Below are 15,321 nucleotides of genomic sequence, written 5' to 3'. Positions count from 1 at the left end.
TCATGCGCACCTGGTCAAAGCCCGCACCATCGTAATGTGCGCATTTATGCGCACCCATCTCGCAAACCTCACCGATCGCACAAATCACTCCTGAAGATTTTTTGCTCAGCTGCCGATACCTCCTTACCACCCACTGATATTAAGGAGCGATATCGTGATAAAGCTGATTAACGTTGACGAACTGCGGCAGGGAATGTTTATCCACAAACTTGAGGTTTGGTGGGTCAAAGATAAGCGCATTCGCAACCAAATGCTGATCACTGATAAACGCCAGATCGCGATGATCCGCAATGAGGGGATCCTGCAGTTATGGATCGATCTCGACAAATCGGTTCAGGCGCCCGCTGCGCCTGTGCCGAAAAAAGATATTCCTAAAACCCCGTTTTTCCAGGAGATGGATCAGGCGCAAAGCATCTTCAATCAGGGGAAACCGCAGGTATTGGCGATGTTTAACGAGGCGCGCATGGGGCAAGGCCTCGACCTCGATTACACCCTTGATCTGGTGGATCAAATTGCCGGTTCGATCACCCGCGAACCCACTGCGCTGCTGAGCGTGGCGCGTCTGAAGAATCACGACGATTACACCTATCTGCACTCGATGGCGGTGTGCGGCTTGATGATCTCGCTGGGCAAAAAAATGGGCCTCGATGAGCATCAGCTACGCCGTGTTGGCATGGGCGGTTTGCTGCACGATGTGGGTAAAGCCGCGGTGCCGCTGGAGATTCTGAATAAACCCGGCAAGCTCAGCGATGAAGAGTTCACCGTGATGCGCCAGCACCCGATTGTCGGCGCGCAGATGCTAATGGAAGCTAACGCCGGTGAAGATCTGCTGGATATTGCGCTGCATCACCATGAAAAATACGACGGCAACGGTTATCCGCACGGTCTGAAAGGCGAGGAGATCTCACTGTATGCGCGCATGGCATCGGTGTGCGACGTCTATGATGCCGTCACCTCGAATCGTCCTTATCGTAAAGGCTGGACGCCTGCCGAAGCGATGCACAACATGTTGAGCTGGCGTGGCCACTTCGATAACTCGCTGCTGCACGCCTTCGTGCGCACCATCGGCATCTATCCGGTAGGATCGCTGGTGCGACTGGCTTCCGGGCGCGTGGCGCTGGTGGTGCAGGCGGGCGAAAAATCGTTGCTCAAGCCCAAAGTGCATGTGTTCTGGTCGCTGCACGCGCAACGTGAAGTGAAACCGGAAGAGCTCGATCTCGGCGACAGCTTCTGCACCGACAGCATCACCGGCGCGGAAGACAGCGGCTTGTGGCAGAACATCGATCTGAACCGCATCTGGGCGTTAGAAAGCGCTTAATTCTTCACCATTTTTATACTTTATTTACGCCCGCTTCCCGCCTTTTTACCTCTTCTTTATGCCGCGCCGCGCATGCTTGCAGCACTACCAAAATCCTCTGGAGGTTGCTGTGAGCGTGGGCGTGATAGCCGGCATCGTGCTGGTGTTTGTTCTTCTGGGCTACCTGATTTATGCCCTGCTTAATGCGGAGGCATTCTGATGGCTGCGAATGCATTCATGCTAATTGCGGTGTTTCTGCTGGTACTGATGGTGCTGGCACAACCGCTGGGACGTTATCTCGCCCTGTTTGTGGCTGACAAGCCGCTGCTGCCGCGTACCGAACGCGCGCTGTGGCGACTGGCCGGAGCCGACGGCGACGCCATGCGCTGGCCGCACTATCTGCTGGCGATTCTGCTGTTCAACGCGCTGGGTTTTGCCTTGCTGCTGCTGATGTTGATGACGCAGGCCGCGCTGCCGCTGAACCCGCAGCATTTGCCTAATCTGAGCTGGGATCTGGCGATCAATACCGCCATCAGCTTTGTCACCAACACCAACTGGCAATCCTACGCCGGGGAAAGCACGCTGAGCTATTTCAGTCAGATGGCGGGCCTCACGGTGCAGAACTTCCTGTCGGCGGCGACCGGTATCGCCGTGGCGTTTGCGCTGATTCGTGGTTTTGCCAACCGTTCGCTGGCGACGCTCGGCAACGCGTGGCGCGACCTGACGCGCATTACCGTTTACGTGCTGCTGCCAATCAGCCTGCTGATGGCGCTGTTCTTCGTTAGCCAGGGCAGCATTCAAACCTTCGAACCTTACCATGCGCTTACCACGCTGGAAGGCGCGCAGCAGACGCTGCCGCTCGGTCCGGTGGCGTCGCAGGAAGCGATCAAAATGCTCGGCACCAACGGCGGCGGCTTCTTCAACGTCAACTCGGCACATCCGTTCGAAAACCCGACGGCGCTGACCAACTTCGTGCAGATGCTGAGCATCTTCCTGATTCCGGCGGCGCTCTGTTTCACCTTTGGTCAGCATCTGGGCGATCGTCGTCAGGGCCACATGCTGCTGTGGGCGATGACCATCATGTTCGTGCTGGCGGTGATCACCGTGATGTGGGCCGAACTGCGCGGTAATCCGCACTTCCTCGCGCTCGGCGCGGACAGCGCCATCAACATGGAAGGCAAGGAGACGCGCTTCGGCATTCTCAACTCCAGCTTGTTTGCGGTGATCACCACGGCGGCGTCGTGTGGTGCGGTCAACGCCATGCATGACTCCTTCACCGCGCTCGGCGGCATGGTACCGATGTGGTTGATGCAGCTGGGTGAAGTGGTGTTTGGCGGCGTTGGTGCTGGCCTGTACGGCATGCTGCTGTTCGTGCTGCTCGGCGTGTTTATCGCCGGGTTGATGATCGGTCGCACGCCAGAATACATGGGTAAAAAAATCGACGTGTGGGAGATGAAGATGACCGCGCTGGCGATTCTGGTGACGCCGACGCTGGTGCTGCTTGGCACCGCGCTGGCGATGATGACCGACGCCGGTCGCGCCGGCATGGCCAATCCCGGCATTCATGGCTTCAGCGAAGTGCTGTATGCGGTGTCATCGGCGTCTAACAACAACGGTAGCGCCTTTGCCGGATTGAGCGCCAACACGCCGTTCTGGAACCTGCTGCTCGGCTTCTGCATGTTGGTGGGCCGCTTCGGCATCATCATTCCGGTGCTGGCGATTGCCGGTTCGCTGGCGGCGAAGAAAATTCAGCCGGTCGGCAACGGTACGCTGCCAACGCACGGCCCGCTGTTTATCGCGCTGCTGATTGGCACCGTCTTGCTGGTGGGCGCATTGACGTTCATCCCCGCGCTGGCATTAGGCCCGGTCGCGGAACATCTGCAACTTATTCAGGGATAACGGAATCATGAGTCGTCAACAACTGGCGCTGTTTGATGCGGCGCTAACCCGCGTTGCCATGCTGGATGCGCTGAAAAAACTCGATCCGCGCGTGCAGTTCCGCAACCCGGTGATGTTTTTAGTGTGGATCGGCAGCGTGCTGACCTCAGTATTGGCGGTGGGCATGGCCAGTGGCACGCTCAGCGGCAACGCGGGCTTTACCGCTGGCGTCGCCATCTGGCTGTGGTTCACCGTGCTGTTCGCCAACTTCGCCGAAGCGCTGGCGGAAGGGCGCAGCAAGGCGCAGGCCAACAGCCTGAAAGGCATCAGCAAAACCAGCGATGCAAAAAAACTGGCCGAAGCGCGCTACGGCGCAGCGTGGCACAACGTGGCGGCCGATACGCTGCGCAAAGGCGATGTGGTGCTGGTGGAAGCCGGTGACATCATTCCGTGTGACGGCGAAGTGCTGGAGGGCGGCGCATCGGTGGATGAGAGCGCCATTACCGGTGAATCCGCGCCGGTGATCCGTGAATCGGGCGGTGACTTCTCCTCAGTGACCGGCGGTACGCGCATTCTTTCCGACTGGTTGGTGATTCAGTGCAGCGTCAATCCGGGTGAAACCTTCCTCGATCGCATGATCGCGATGGTGGAAGGCGCGAAACGCCGCAAAACGCCGAACGAAGTGGCGCTGACCATTCTGCTGGTGTCGCTGACGATTGTGTTCCTGCTGGCAACCGTCACGTTGTGGCCGTTCTCGGCGTATGGCGGCACGCCGGTCAGCATCACGGTGCTGGTGGCGCTGCTGGTATGTTTGATTCCGACCACCATCGGCGGCTTGCTGTCGGCCATCGGTGTGGCGGGCATGAGCCGCATGCTGGGCGCGAACGTGATTGCTACCAGCGGCCGTGCGGTGGAAGCGGCAGGCGACGTCGATGTGCTGATGCTGGATAAAACCGGCACCATTACGCTCGGCAACCGTCAGGCGACGCAGTTCCTGCCCGCGCCGGGCGTCAGCGAACAGCAACTGGCCGATGCGGCGCAGCTAGCGTCGCTGGCCGATGAAACACCGGAAGGGCGCAGCATCGTGGTGCTGGCGAAGCAGAAATTTAACCTGCGTGAGCGCGATCTCAGCAGCATGGGCGCGAGCTTTATTCCGTTCTCGGCGCAAACGCGTATGAGTGGCGTCAACGTGCAGGATCGCCTAATCCGCAAAGGTGCGGTCGATGCGGTTCGTCGCCACATCGAAGCCAATCATGGCCGTTTCCCGCTGGAAGTGAATGCCGCCGTGGAAGAGGTGGCGCGTGCTGGCGGCACGCCGCTGGTGGTATCGGAAGGCGCGCAGGTGCTGGGCGTGGTGGCGCTGAAAGATATCGTTAAAGGCGGCATCAAAGAGCGCTTCGCCGAGCTGCGCAAGATGGGCATTAAAACGGTGATGATCACCGGCGATAACCCGTTAACGGCGGCGGCGATTGCGGCGGAAGCGGGCGTCGATGATTTCCTGTCGGAAGCGACGCCGGAAGCCAAGCTGGCGCTGATTCGCCAGTATCAGGCCGAAGGGCGTTTAGTGGCGATGACCGGCGACGGCACCAACGATGCCCCAGCGCTGGCGCAGGCTGACGTGGCGGTGGCGATGAACTCCGGTACTCAGGCGGCGAAAGAGGCCGGCAACATGGTCGATCTCGATTCGAATCCGACCAAGCTGCTGGAAGTAGTGCACATCGGTAAACAGATGCTGATGACGCGCGGTTCACTCACCACCTTCAGTATCGCCAACGACGTGGCGAAGTATTTCGCCATTATTCCAGCTGCGTTTGCCGCCACCTATCCGCAGCTCAATATGCTCAACGTGATGGGGCTGCATTCGCCGAACTCGGCGATTCTGTCGGCGGTGATTTTTAACGCGCTGGTGATTGTATTCCTGATTCCACTGGCGCTGAAAGGCGTGAGTTATCGCCCGCTGAGCGCGGCGGCGCTGCTGCGTCGCAACCTGTGGATTTACGGTGCGGGCGGATTAGTGGTGCCATTTATTGGTATTAAAGCCATCGACCTGCTGCTGACGCTGCTTGGTCTGGCTTAAGGAGAAGAGAAATGAGTCAGTTACGTCCGGCTATTGTATTGTTAATAGTGCTTACGCTGCTCACCGGCGCGGTCTATCCGCTGCTCACTACCGGTCTGGCGCAATGGTGGTTCCCATCACAGGCCAACGGTTCGCTGATTGAGCAGGATGGTGCGGTACGCGGTTCCGAGCAGATCGGCCAGGCATTTAATCAGTCGGGCCACTTTTGGGGCCGACCTTCCGCGACCGGCGATGCGCCTTATAATGCGCTGGCCTCAAGCGGCAGCAATCTGGCAGGCAGCAATCCGGCACTGGACAAAGCGGTGGCGGAACGCGTCGCCGCGCTGCGTGCGGCTAATCCACAAGCACCCAAAGCAGTACCGGTGGAGTTAGTGACCGCGTCGGCGAGCGGATTAGATCCGGACATTTCGCCAGAAGCCGCGTTGTGGCAGGCACCGCGCATCGCCGCCGCGCGCAATATGGCGCTGACGGATGTTGAGGCGCTGATTGTGCGCCATACCGAACGCCCGCTGTTGCCGTTTGTCGGCGAAGAGACGGTAAACGTGCTGCGCCTCAATCTGGCGCTGGATGATTTGCAATAAACCGTAGGGTCGCCATTAATGGCGACCGTTTTCAATGGACGATCGATGAACGACGAAATTGCCCGCCCCGATCCCGATGCGCTACTGCTAAACCACAGCGACAGCCATCGCGGTAAGCTGAAAATCTACTTCGGCGCCTGCGCGGGCGTGGGAAAAACCTTCGCCATGCTGCAGGAGGCGCAGCGTCTGCGCGCGCAAGGCCTCGACGTGCTCGCTGGCGTGGTGGAAACCCACGATCGCGCAGAGACCGCCGCGCTGCTCAACGGGCTGGCGCTGTTACCACGTCGTGCCACTGGGCGTTCACGTCATGCTGAATTCGATCTCGATGCGGCATTAGCGCGTCATCCGGCGGTGATCCTGATGGATGAGCTGGCGCACACCAACGTGCAGGGTTCGCGCCATCCCAAGCGCTGGCAGGACATTGAAGAGCTGCTCGAAGCGGGCATCGACGTCATCACCACCGTTAACGTGCAGCATCTGGAAAGCCTGAATGATGTGGTCGGCGGCGTCACCGGCATTCAGGTGCGTGAAACCGTGCCCGATCCCTTCTTCGATAGCGCCGACGAAGTGGTGCTGGTGGATCTGCCGCCGGACGATCTGCGCCAGCGGCTGAAAGAGGGCAAAGTCTACGTCGGCGACCGCGCCGAACGCGCCATCGAAAACTTCTTCCGTAAAGGCAATCTGTTCGCGCTGCGCGAGCTGGCGCTGCGCCGCACCGCCGATCGCGTGGATGACCAGATGCGCGCCTGGCGCGATCAGCAAGGCCGCGACAAAGTGTGGCATACGCGTGATGCCATTCTGCTGTGCATCGGTGACGATACCGGCAGCGAAAAGCTGGTGCGCACCGCCGCACGTTTAGCGGCGCGACTTGGCAGCGAATGGCACGCGGTGTATGTCGAAACGCCGCGCCTCAATCGGCTGCCGGAAGCGCGTCGTCGCGCCATCCTGCGTACGCTGCAGCTGGCGCAGGAACTTGGCGCGGAAACCGCCACGCTCTCCGATCCCGATGAAGCACGCGCGGTGCTGCGCTACGCGCGCGAGCACAATCTCGGCAAAATCGTAACCGGTCGCCAGCCGCAACGGCGCTGGCGGCGCGACAGCTTTGCCCAGCGCCTCGGCGAACTCGGCCCGGATCTCGATTTATTGGTGGTGGCGCTGGATGAACCGGTGCGCGATGCGCCGCATCCACTCAGCGGCCAGCGTGCCAGCAGCGAAAAATGGCGGCTCTATCTGCGCGGCTGCTTGATGGCGCTGCTGCTGTGCATTTTGGTCACCGGCGTTGGACGCTGGCTGCTGGTTGAGTTTGATCCCGCCAACAGCGTGATGATTTATCTGCTGGCGGTGGTGCTGGTGGCGCTGCGCTATGGCCGCTGGCCATCGGTATTCGCCACGGTGATCAACATCATCGCCTTCGACCTGTTCTTTGTCGCGCCGACCGGCACCGTTGCGGTGTCGGATTTGCAGTATCTGGTGACCTTCGCGGTGATGCTGGCGGTGGGCGTGATTGTCGGGAATCTCACCGCTGGCGTGCGCTATCAGGCCAAAGTGGCGCGCTATCGAGAACAGCGCGCGCGGCATCTATATGAGATGGCGAAAGCGCTCGGCAGCGACCTGACGCCGCAGGATATCGCCAGCACCAGCCAGCGCATCATTGATGTCACCTTGCAGGCGCGCAGTTTGCTGCTGCTGCCGGATGAACAGGGCGAGCTGCAAACCGTGGGCGACACGGCGATTGGTACGCCGCCGGATCTGGCCATCGCTAAATGGAGTTACAGCAAAGGCCAACCGGCGGGCGCGGGCACCGATACCTTGCCTGCGGTGCCGTACCAGATTCTGCCGCTGAAAAGTGGCAATCACTGTCGCGGCTTGCTGGTGGTAGAACCGGAAAACCTGCGCCAGCTGATGATTCCCGAACAGCAGCGTTTACTGGAAACCTTCACCGTGCTGATCGCCAACGCGCTGGAACGCATGGCGCTATCGCACAGTGAAGCCGCATCGCGGCTGGCCGCCGAGCGCGAGCAGCTGCGCAATGCGCTGCTGTCGGCGCTGTCGCACGACCTGCGTACGCCGCTGACGGTGCTGTTTGGTCAGGCAGAAATGCTGATGCTCGATCTGGCCAGCGAAGAGTCGAAGTATGTCGGCCAGGCCAATCAGATTCGCGAACAGACGCTGAGCACCATCCGGCTGGTGAGCAACATGCTGGATATGGCGCGCATTCAATCAGGTGGACTCAATCTGCGCGAAGAGTGGGTGGCGCTGGATGAGGTGATTGGCGGCGCGCTGAGCAGCATGGGCCCGTCGCTGAAGGGCCATGAATTTATGCTCGACTTGCCCGATATGGTACTGATCAAAGGCGACAGCGCCATGCTGGAACGGGTGTTTACCAATCTGATCGAAAACAGCCTGAAATACGCGGGCAACGCGGCGCAGCACGGTATTCGGGCGTGGCGCGATCGCGATCGGCTGGAGATCGCGGTGTGGGACAGCGGTCCCGGCATCGCGCCGGAGAACCTCACGCGTATTTTTGACAAGTTTGCGCGCGGCGATAAAGAGTCAGCGGTGCCGGGCGTCGGATTGGGGTTGGCGATCGGTAAAACCATTATCGAATCCCATCGCGGGCGCATCTGGGCGGAGAATCGGCCGGAAGGCGGCGCGGTGTTCCGTTTGTCATTGCCGCTGCCCGCCGCACCGGAAATTTCTGAAGAAGGGCTGAAATAACTTCACATAAGTTCGGTTATACTCGCCCACTTGTTTGTTGATTAATGGGAACTTATGGAACGTTTTATCGAAAACCTGATGTATTCATCGCGCTGGCTGCTGGCTCCGGTTTACATGGGACTTTCGTTGGGCCTGCTGGCGCTGACCATCAAATTCTTCCAGGAAATTTTTCACCTGTTGCCGCACGTCTTCACCATCGCGGAGAACGATTTGATTCTGTTGCTGCTATCGCTGGTGGATATGACGCTGGTCGGCGGCTTGCTGGTGATGGTGATGCTCTCGGGTTACGAGAACTTTGTCTCCAAGCTGGATATTGATGAGCACAGAGAGAAGCTGAGCTGGCTCGGTAAAATGGACTCCGGCTCGTTGAAAAACAAAGTGGCGGCCTCGATTGTGGCGATTTCATCGATTCACCTGCTGCGTATCTTTATGGACGCGCGCAACATCGAGAATGAAAAGCTGATGTGGTACGTGATTATCCACCTGACGTTTGTGCTGTCGGCCTTTGTGATGGGCTGGCTGGATAATATGTCGAAGGGGGATAAGAAAGCGGTGAAGATGTGATGAATCCAGGTCGCCATAAATGGCGACCCTACAAAACCATCGCGTAGGGTCGCCATTTATGGCGACCTTTTCATTTCCGCTACCGCGTTGGCGGCTGCGCTCCCGCTAACTTCGGCATCACTTCCCGAATCATGGCGAAAAACTTCTGTAACCGCGCCGGATAATAGCTGGCCCACGGATAAGTCAGCCACACCGGCAGCGGCGGCGCTTGCCACTCCGGCAGCAGCTGAATCAAATCCCCTTTCGCCAAATCCTCCTGTACCACCCACGACGACACCACCGCCGCGCCCATGCCCGCAATGGCCGCTTTGCGCACCGCGTACAAACTGTCGCTGGCGAGACGCGGCGCAATCGCCAGATTCAGCGGCTGACCATCGCTAATACGCTGCAAGGCAATTTCGTTGCGATAAAAGCTGGTCAGCGCCAGCCACGGCAGATTGGTGAGCTGCGAAACCTCTTCAACCGGCGGATGCGCGGCCAGCAGCGACGGTGCCGCCACCACAAAGCGCGGCACTTCCGCCAATAACACCGCCACGATAGACGCATCGCTGGGCGCACCCACCTGAATCGCGCAGTCGATGTTTTCGCTGATGAAGTCTGGCGTGCGGTCATTCAGCGTCCACTCCACGTTTAAGCGTGGATAGCGATGCAGATAATCAATCAGCGGTTCAATCAGCTGATCCTGCCCAAACGCATGCGGCGCCCGCACGCGCAGCGTGCCAATCGGGTCGTCGCTGGCGCCGGTGAGATCATCCTCCAGCGCATGCCAGGTCGCCACCAACTGACGCGCCTGCGCATAACAGCGCTCGCCATCGTCGGTAAGTTTCAGCGCATGCGTGGTGCGCATAATCAGTTTGAGACCGAGCCGCTGCTCAAGCGCCTGCAGGCGACGGCTGATGGTGGGCTGCGTGGTACCGAGTTGGGTGGCTGCGGCTGACAGCGATCCGCTCTCGACGATGCGGATAAAGGTCTGCATCAGTTCGATGCGATCCAGGCTGGAGATGTTGTTCATACGCACCACGCATAACAGTTCTGTGTTTGAGCAGTCTACCGCGTATGGCGGCGACGCGCTTTAATAAGCGCACATTCACGGGGGAATCCACTATGTCAGCCATCTCAACGTCAGCCATGCCAGCTGAAAAACTGCCCGCGCCGCTGGTCTTCACGCTCGCAGCCGGTGCCGGACTCAGCGTTGCATCGATTTATTACAGCCAGCCGATGCTGGATATCATCAGCAAACAGTTCAACGTCGGGATCGGCAGCGTCGGCATGGTGCCAATGCTGACGCAAGCCGGTTACGCGCTGGGGATTTTGCTGCTGGCCCCGCTCGGCGACCGTCACGATCGTCGCACCATTATTCTGATTAAGGGCTTGTTGCTGGTTGCTGCGCTGCTGCTGTGTGGCTTCTCGGGCGGATTGAATGCCTTACTGATCGCCAGCTTCGTAACCGGTTTAACCGCCACCGTGGCGCAGGACATCGTGCCAGCGTCAGCGGCGTTAGCGCCGGAGCGCAGTCGTGGCAAAACCGTCGGCACGGTGATGACGGGATTGCTGGTGGGGATTTTGCTGTCACGCGTGGTGAGCGGCGTAGTGGCGGAGTATTTCGGCTGGCGCACCATGTACATGATTGCGGCGGTCGCGGTGTTGCTGATAAGCGTTGCGCTGTGGCGCGTGCTGCCGCGCTTTACGCCGGGCACCTCGGTGAGCTATCCGCGTTTGCTGCTGTCGCTGGCGCATCTGTGGCAGCACCACCAAACGCTGCGCCGCGCCGCGCTGGCGCAAGGTTTGTTGTCGGTGGGCTTTAGCGCCTTCTGGTCAACGCTGGCGTTGATGCTCAGTCAAAACTTCCATCTGGACAGCGCCGTCGCCGGGGCATTCGGTCTTGCGGGCGCCGCAGGTGCTCTAGCCGCGCCGTTAGCCGGTAGCGTGGCGGATCGCATCGGTCCAGCGCGTGTTACGCAGTACGGTGCCACGCTGGTGATGGTGTCATTTGCGCTGATGTTCTTGTTGCCGCTGCTGCCGTTGCCGGCTCAGCTGGGTCTGATTATCATCAGCACCATCGGTTTTGATTTGGGTGTGCAGGCCACGCTGGTGGCGCATCAGACGCTGGTTTACAGCCTGGCGCCGGAAGCACGCAGCCGCCTTAACGCCTTGATGTTTACCGTGGTGTTTATCGGCATGGCAACCGGTGCGGCGCTGGGAAGCCTGGCGCTGGCACATTGGGGCTGGACCGGCGTGGTGGCACTCTCAACATTGGCCGCTGCGCTTGCCCTGATGATTCGCCTCGCCAGCCGTCATCTGAAAAACTGATCGCCTAACATGTGCCAGGCTTAAGGGAGAATGTTATTTAAAAACGGAGCGTTATGAATTTCCTGGCCTGGACCGCCGCCACCGGCGGTCTGCTACTTCTTATGTCACTGGCTTCCGGGTGGATTCACCGTGGGCCAGTGACCTCATTTGGTCTCTACCTGTTCGCGGGCATCCTGTGTGGCCCGTGGATGCTCAATCTGCTGCAAGTCGACATCATCGGTCACGCCAATCTCGCCGCGCATCTCACCGAAATCGCCATGGCGGCCTCGCTGTTTATCACCGGGCTGAAACTGCGCTTGCCGCTCAACGCGCATGCCTGGCGGATTGGCGTCAGGCTGGCGTTTCCGGCGATGCTGCTTACCGTCGGCGGCATGACGCTGCTGGTGCACTGGATCACTGGCTTTGACTGGGCGATGTCGCTGGCGTTTGGTGCCATTGTTGCGCCGACCGATCCGGTGCTCGCCAGCCTGATTTCCGTGAATGATGCGCGTGACGACGACGCCCTGCGCGTGGCGCTCTCCAGCGAAGCGGGCATGAACGACGGTTCCGCGCTACCGCTGCTGATGCTGGCGATTTTGCTGTTGCAGCCGGGCGAATTGAGCACCGCTGCGCTGGGCGAATGGTTCGCCAAAGATGCGCTGTGGGCGATTGGCGGCGGACTGGGAATCGGCTTTGCGCTGGGTTGGCTGATCGGCCAGTTGGCGACGCATTTACGTACCGCCAATCAGGATGTGGCACCCAACGATCTGTTCGCACTGGCGCTGATTGCGTTGAGCTATGCCGCCGCGCAGTCGGTTGATGCGTCGGGCTTCCTCGCCACCTTTGCGGCCGGCGTCGGGTTACGTCGCGCGGAATTGCGCGTGGTGAAGCACTATCCGCAAGATGAGATGTCTGAAGAGGAGCGCTTCTTACCGGCAGAAGCGCGCGTTAATACCGGTCAGCGCATGGCGCAGGGCAGCAGCGGCATGGTGAAATCGGTGGGTTTGGTGATCGGCGATGCGCTCTCCTTTGGTGATACTATCGAGCGCTTGCTGGCGGCGGGCATGATGGTGGTGCTGGGCATTACGCTGGCGCAGCACTGGAATCTCACCGGTATCGGACTCGCGCTGCTGCTGTTTGTGGTGGTGCGTCCGCTGGCGGTATGGATCACCACGTGGCGCTGCGATATTCCGCTGATGCGACGCTTGCTGATTGGCTGGTTGGGTATTCGCGGCATCGGCAGTATCAATTATATTGCCTATGCATGGGTGCACGGCATGCGTGGACCGCAGGCGGAGCAGATGGTGGATATGGCGCTGACGTTAGTGGTATGCAGCATTGTGTTGCACGGCATCACGGTCACGCCTTTGTTAAACTGGCGTGCTGCCCGTCAGGCCGCACGCGCCGAACAAAACGAAAACTGATTTATTGGAAATTATTGGAGCCTATTATGAAAGCGTTATTACTCGCCCTCGTTGGGCTGTCGCTGTCGGCCGGTGCCTTGGCTGCCGACGGTGACAATAATCAGGAAGAGAATGTTTATGCCAGCCAGCTGTGTCATCTGGTGAGCAGTGAAAAGAAGACCAGCGATTTAGATGGCTACACGGAGAAGCTGAAGTCACAACTCGCGGCCAGCCAGTCTTCATCGTCCATGCAGCAACCTGAATTTAATGAAGAAATCGCGCAGGAAGTGATTAGCGCGTGGCTGGAGTTGGGCGAGGATGAGCGCGGCAAACTGCGTCATGACCAATCGCAATGTGAACAAACGGTAATGACGCAGTTCCAGCAACAGGACTGATTGTCTTTATCGCAAGAATACGCGCCTTTTCAGGCGCGTTTTTTTATGGCTTTTTTGTACGATTTACGTACATAATCGCCAACGTCGAAATCAGACATGCGTCACATAATGAGATTCAGCTGTTGAAGCTGGCATTTTTTGCATACTGGCACTGGGCAAGATGATTACACGTCGTCACTTTTTGTTGGCTACTGGAGCAACCGTTCTCTCAATGACCACGGGCAAACTCTTTGCTCGCGATGACGTCATTCCGCTGTGGCCCGACGATCCGCCCGGCGGCGGCGGCCCTTCAGGCTTGCTCAAAGTCGATCGCCACGGCTCCTGGACCAATATTGTCTCACCCGCGATTCAGCGTTTCCGTCCGGAAAATCCCAACGGCGAAGCGGTGATTGTGGCGGCGGGCGGCGGCTATCGTTTTATCGGCATGGGCCGCGAAGCCTGGCCGGTGGCGCGCTGGCTGAATGGCAGCGGCTATACCGTGTATGTGCTTAGCTACCGTTTACCGGGTGAGAAGTGGCAGGCGGGCAATCTGGCGCCGCTGCAGGATGCGCAACGCGCCATTCGTCTGGTGCGGTCGATGGAGCGCAAAGTGCATGTGCTAGGCTTTTCTGCCGGTGGCCATCTGCTCGGCATGGCGGCGGCGCGTCCGGATTTCGAATCCTATCCGGCGCAGGATCCGCTGGACCAGATCAGACCGAATGTGGATAGCGTTGGGCTGATTTATCCGGTGATCACCCTTGAAGCGCCGTATCAGCGCACCAATACGCATCTGATGATGGTGGGCCAAAACGCCACGCCGACTCAGGAAGCCAACTGGTCAGTGCAAAACTACGTGACGCGCCAATATCCGCCGACCTTCCTCGCGCAGGCCGAGGACGATCACACCTCCAATCCCCACAATACCGAAATGATGCGTGACGCTTGTCGCCGCATGCGCGTGCCGGTTGAGCTGATTGAGCTCAGCAGCGGCGGGCATGGATTTGGTCTCGGCAAAGCGGGCACGCCTGCCGCGTTGTGGGATCAGGCGTATGTGCGTTGGTTGGATAATCAGGGTTAAAGCGGGTCGGGTTGGTGCGTGTGTTGGGAAGGTCGCCATGAATGGCGACCTTACGTATCACGTCAAATTAAAATTCGCGTCCGGCTGCAGCGGTTCCGGCAGCGGTGTATCGCCATTCATCGCTTTCAAATTGCGTTCGATATTGACGCACAGCGCATCAAGCGGCAGATGATTTGGTGCGGTGCCAAACGGATGTTCCAGCTCCTCTGCCAGCGCTTCCAGCGACAAAAAGGTATAGGAGATAAACATCGACACCAGCGGCGTCATCAGGTGCAAATCCGCCACCAGCGCAAACGGCAGCAGCGTACAGAACAGGTAAACGGTGCGATGCAGAATCAGGCTGTAGGCGAACGGAATCGGCGTGCTGGCGATGCGATCGCAACCGCCCAGAATCGCCGACAGCTGATTAAGATTTTCATCAATGCTCTGCCAGACAATGTCCGACACCAACCCTTCATCGCGGCGCTGCGCCAGCCATTCACTCAGGCACAATAAAATCTGCGACGTCGGCATGGGATGATGCAGCACTTTGCTGTGCCAGTTGGCCGGCAGCAAACGCTGTAAATCGGCCTGCACATCAGTTTTACGCAGGCGATGTTTCAGGCACCAGCAGAATGCCAGCAGCAAGCCGGTAAATTCCCGCACCTGTTCTTCACTCACGCCACGAATGCTTTTGATCTGCCGCAGCAGCGAGCGCTGGGTGATATGCAGGCTGCCCCACAAGGTGCGGGCTTCGATAAAACGCGCATAGCTGGCGTTATTACGAAAGCCGAGGAAGATGGCGATCGACACACCAACCAAACTAAAAGGCGCGGTGGTGAGGTGAATGCCGAAAGTGGAGTACCACGGATAGCCAAAGATGGCGATCAGTGACATCAGCAGGTTGAGCGACAGGCGGAACACGATGTTGCTGAGTACCGATCCATGCCAGTCAAACAGCCGGAGAAACCAGTGTTGATGAGGACGTACGATCATTTTGCGATGGTGTATTTTTTAGGTTTTGTGGCGACAGGTTACGCCGGTCAGTGCCCTTGAACAACGCTAAATCCGGGTCTTTTTAAG

Annotated in this window: 13 protein-coding genes; 11 read left to right on the top strand and 2 right to left on the bottom strand. The window is 59.0% G+C overall.

The genetic code is table 11. The features are described 5' to 3' along the window. Positions 1-154: 154 nt before the first annotated feature. From NR302_RS18435 to NR302_RS18405, 7 genes are all read left to right on the top strand, one after another. Positions 155-1,318 carry an HD-GYP domain-containing protein gene (locus tag NR302_RS18435; RefSeq protein ID WP_258144138.1) on the top strand — a complete coding sequence of 388 codons (1,164 nt, stop codon included), beginning with the start codon at positions 155-157 and terminating at the stop codon, positions 1,316-1,318. Between the two features lie 109 nt (positions 1,319-1,427). Further along, positions 1,428-1,517 carry a K(+)-transporting ATPase subunit F gene (gene kdpF, locus NR302_RS18430; protein ID WP_081113208.1) on the top strand — a complete coding sequence of 30 codons (90 nt, stop codon included), beginning with the start codon at positions 1,428-1,430 and terminating at the stop codon, positions 1,515-1,517. Beyond that, a complete protein-coding gene (kdpA, locus tag NR302_RS18425; protein WP_258144137.1) occupies positions 1,517-3,196 on the top strand; it encodes a potassium-transporting ATPase subunit KdpA in 1,680 nt (559 codons plus the stop codon). The genes kdpF and kdpA overlap by 1 nt, the downstream gene beginning before the upstream one ends. Positions 3,197-3,203: 7 nt before the next feature. Continuing rightward, the gene (kdpB, locus tag NR302_RS18420) at positions 3,204-5,252 is read left to right on the top strand and encodes a potassium-transporting ATPase subunit KdpB (RefSeq protein WP_258144136.1); all 2,049 of its coding nucleotides are present in this window, start codon (positions 3,204-3,206) and stop codon (positions 5,250-5,252) included. 11 nt (positions 5,253-5,263) lie between these two features. Beyond that, positions 5,264-5,833 carry a potassium-transporting ATPase subunit KdpC gene (kdpC, locus tag NR302_RS18415; protein WP_258144135.1) on the top strand — a complete coding sequence of 190 codons (570 nt, stop codon included), beginning with the start codon at positions 5,264-5,266 and terminating at the stop codon, positions 5,831-5,833. 45 nt (positions 5,834-5,878) lie between these two features. Beyond that, positions 5,879-8,551, top strand: a complete 2,673-nt coding sequence (gene kdpD, locus NR302_RS18410; protein ID WP_258144134.1) for a two-component system sensor histidine kinase KdpD — start codon at positions 5,879-5,881, stop codon at positions 8,549-8,551. 54 nt (positions 8,552-8,605) lie between these two features. Further along, on the top strand, positions 8,606-9,115 hold the full coding sequence (locus tag NR302_RS18405; protein WP_008109449.1) for a TIGR00645 family protein: 510 nt from the start codon (positions 8,606-8,608) through the stop codon (positions 9,113-9,115). 79 nt (positions 9,116-9,194) lie between these two features. On the opposite strand, the gene NR302_RS18400 is transcribed toward NR302_RS18405, so the two are convergent. Further along, complete coding sequence (locus tag NR302_RS18400) at positions 9,195-10,127, bottom strand: LysR family transcriptional regulator (protein WP_258144133.1); 933 nt, start codon at positions 10,125-10,127, stop codon at positions 9,195-9,197. A 92-nt stretch (positions 10,128-10,219) separates the two neighbouring features. Between NR302_RS18400 and NR302_RS18395 the strand changes: the two genes are divergently transcribed. From NR302_RS18395 to NR302_RS18380, 4 genes are all read left to right on the top strand, one after another. Continuing rightward, positions 10,220-11,425 (top strand): MFS transporter, encoded by a 1,206-nt coding sequence (locus NR302_RS18395; protein ID WP_258144132.1) that lies wholly within the window; start codon positions 10,220-10,222, stop codon positions 11,423-11,425. 53 nt (positions 11,426-11,478) lie between these two features. After that, the gene (locus NR302_RS18390; protein ID WP_061719793.1) at positions 11,479-12,828 is read left to right on the top strand and encodes a sodium:proton antiporter; all 1,350 of its coding nucleotides are present in this window, start codon (positions 11,479-11,481) and stop codon (positions 12,826-12,828) included. A gap of 26 nt (positions 12,829-12,854) precedes the next feature. Next, a complete protein-coding gene (locus tag NR302_RS18385; RefSeq protein ID WP_008108113.1) occupies positions 12,855-13,202 on the top strand; it encodes a hypothetical protein in 348 nt (115 codons plus the stop codon). 160 nt (positions 13,203-13,362) lie between these two features. Continuing rightward, complete coding sequence (locus tag NR302_RS18380; protein WP_036649417.1) at positions 13,363-14,259, top strand: alpha/beta hydrolase; 897 nt, start codon at positions 13,363-13,365, stop codon at positions 14,257-14,259. 57 nt (positions 14,260-14,316) lie between these two features. On the opposite strand, the gene NR302_RS18375 is transcribed toward NR302_RS18380, so the two are convergent. Beyond that, a complete protein-coding gene (locus NR302_RS18375) occupies positions 14,317-15,234 on the bottom strand; it encodes a bestrophin family protein (RefSeq protein ID WP_258144131.1) in 918 nt (305 codons plus the stop codon). Positions 15,235-15,321: the final 87 nt, after the last annotated feature.

This window comes from Pantoea sp. SOD02 (genome assembly GCF_024707505.1).
In the GTDB taxonomy this organism is placed as follows: Bacteria; Pseudomonadota; Gammaproteobacteria; order Enterobacterales; family Enterobacteriaceae; genus Pantoea; species Pantoea symbiotica.
This window is presented reverse-complemented; position numbering and strand designations above follow the sequence as displayed.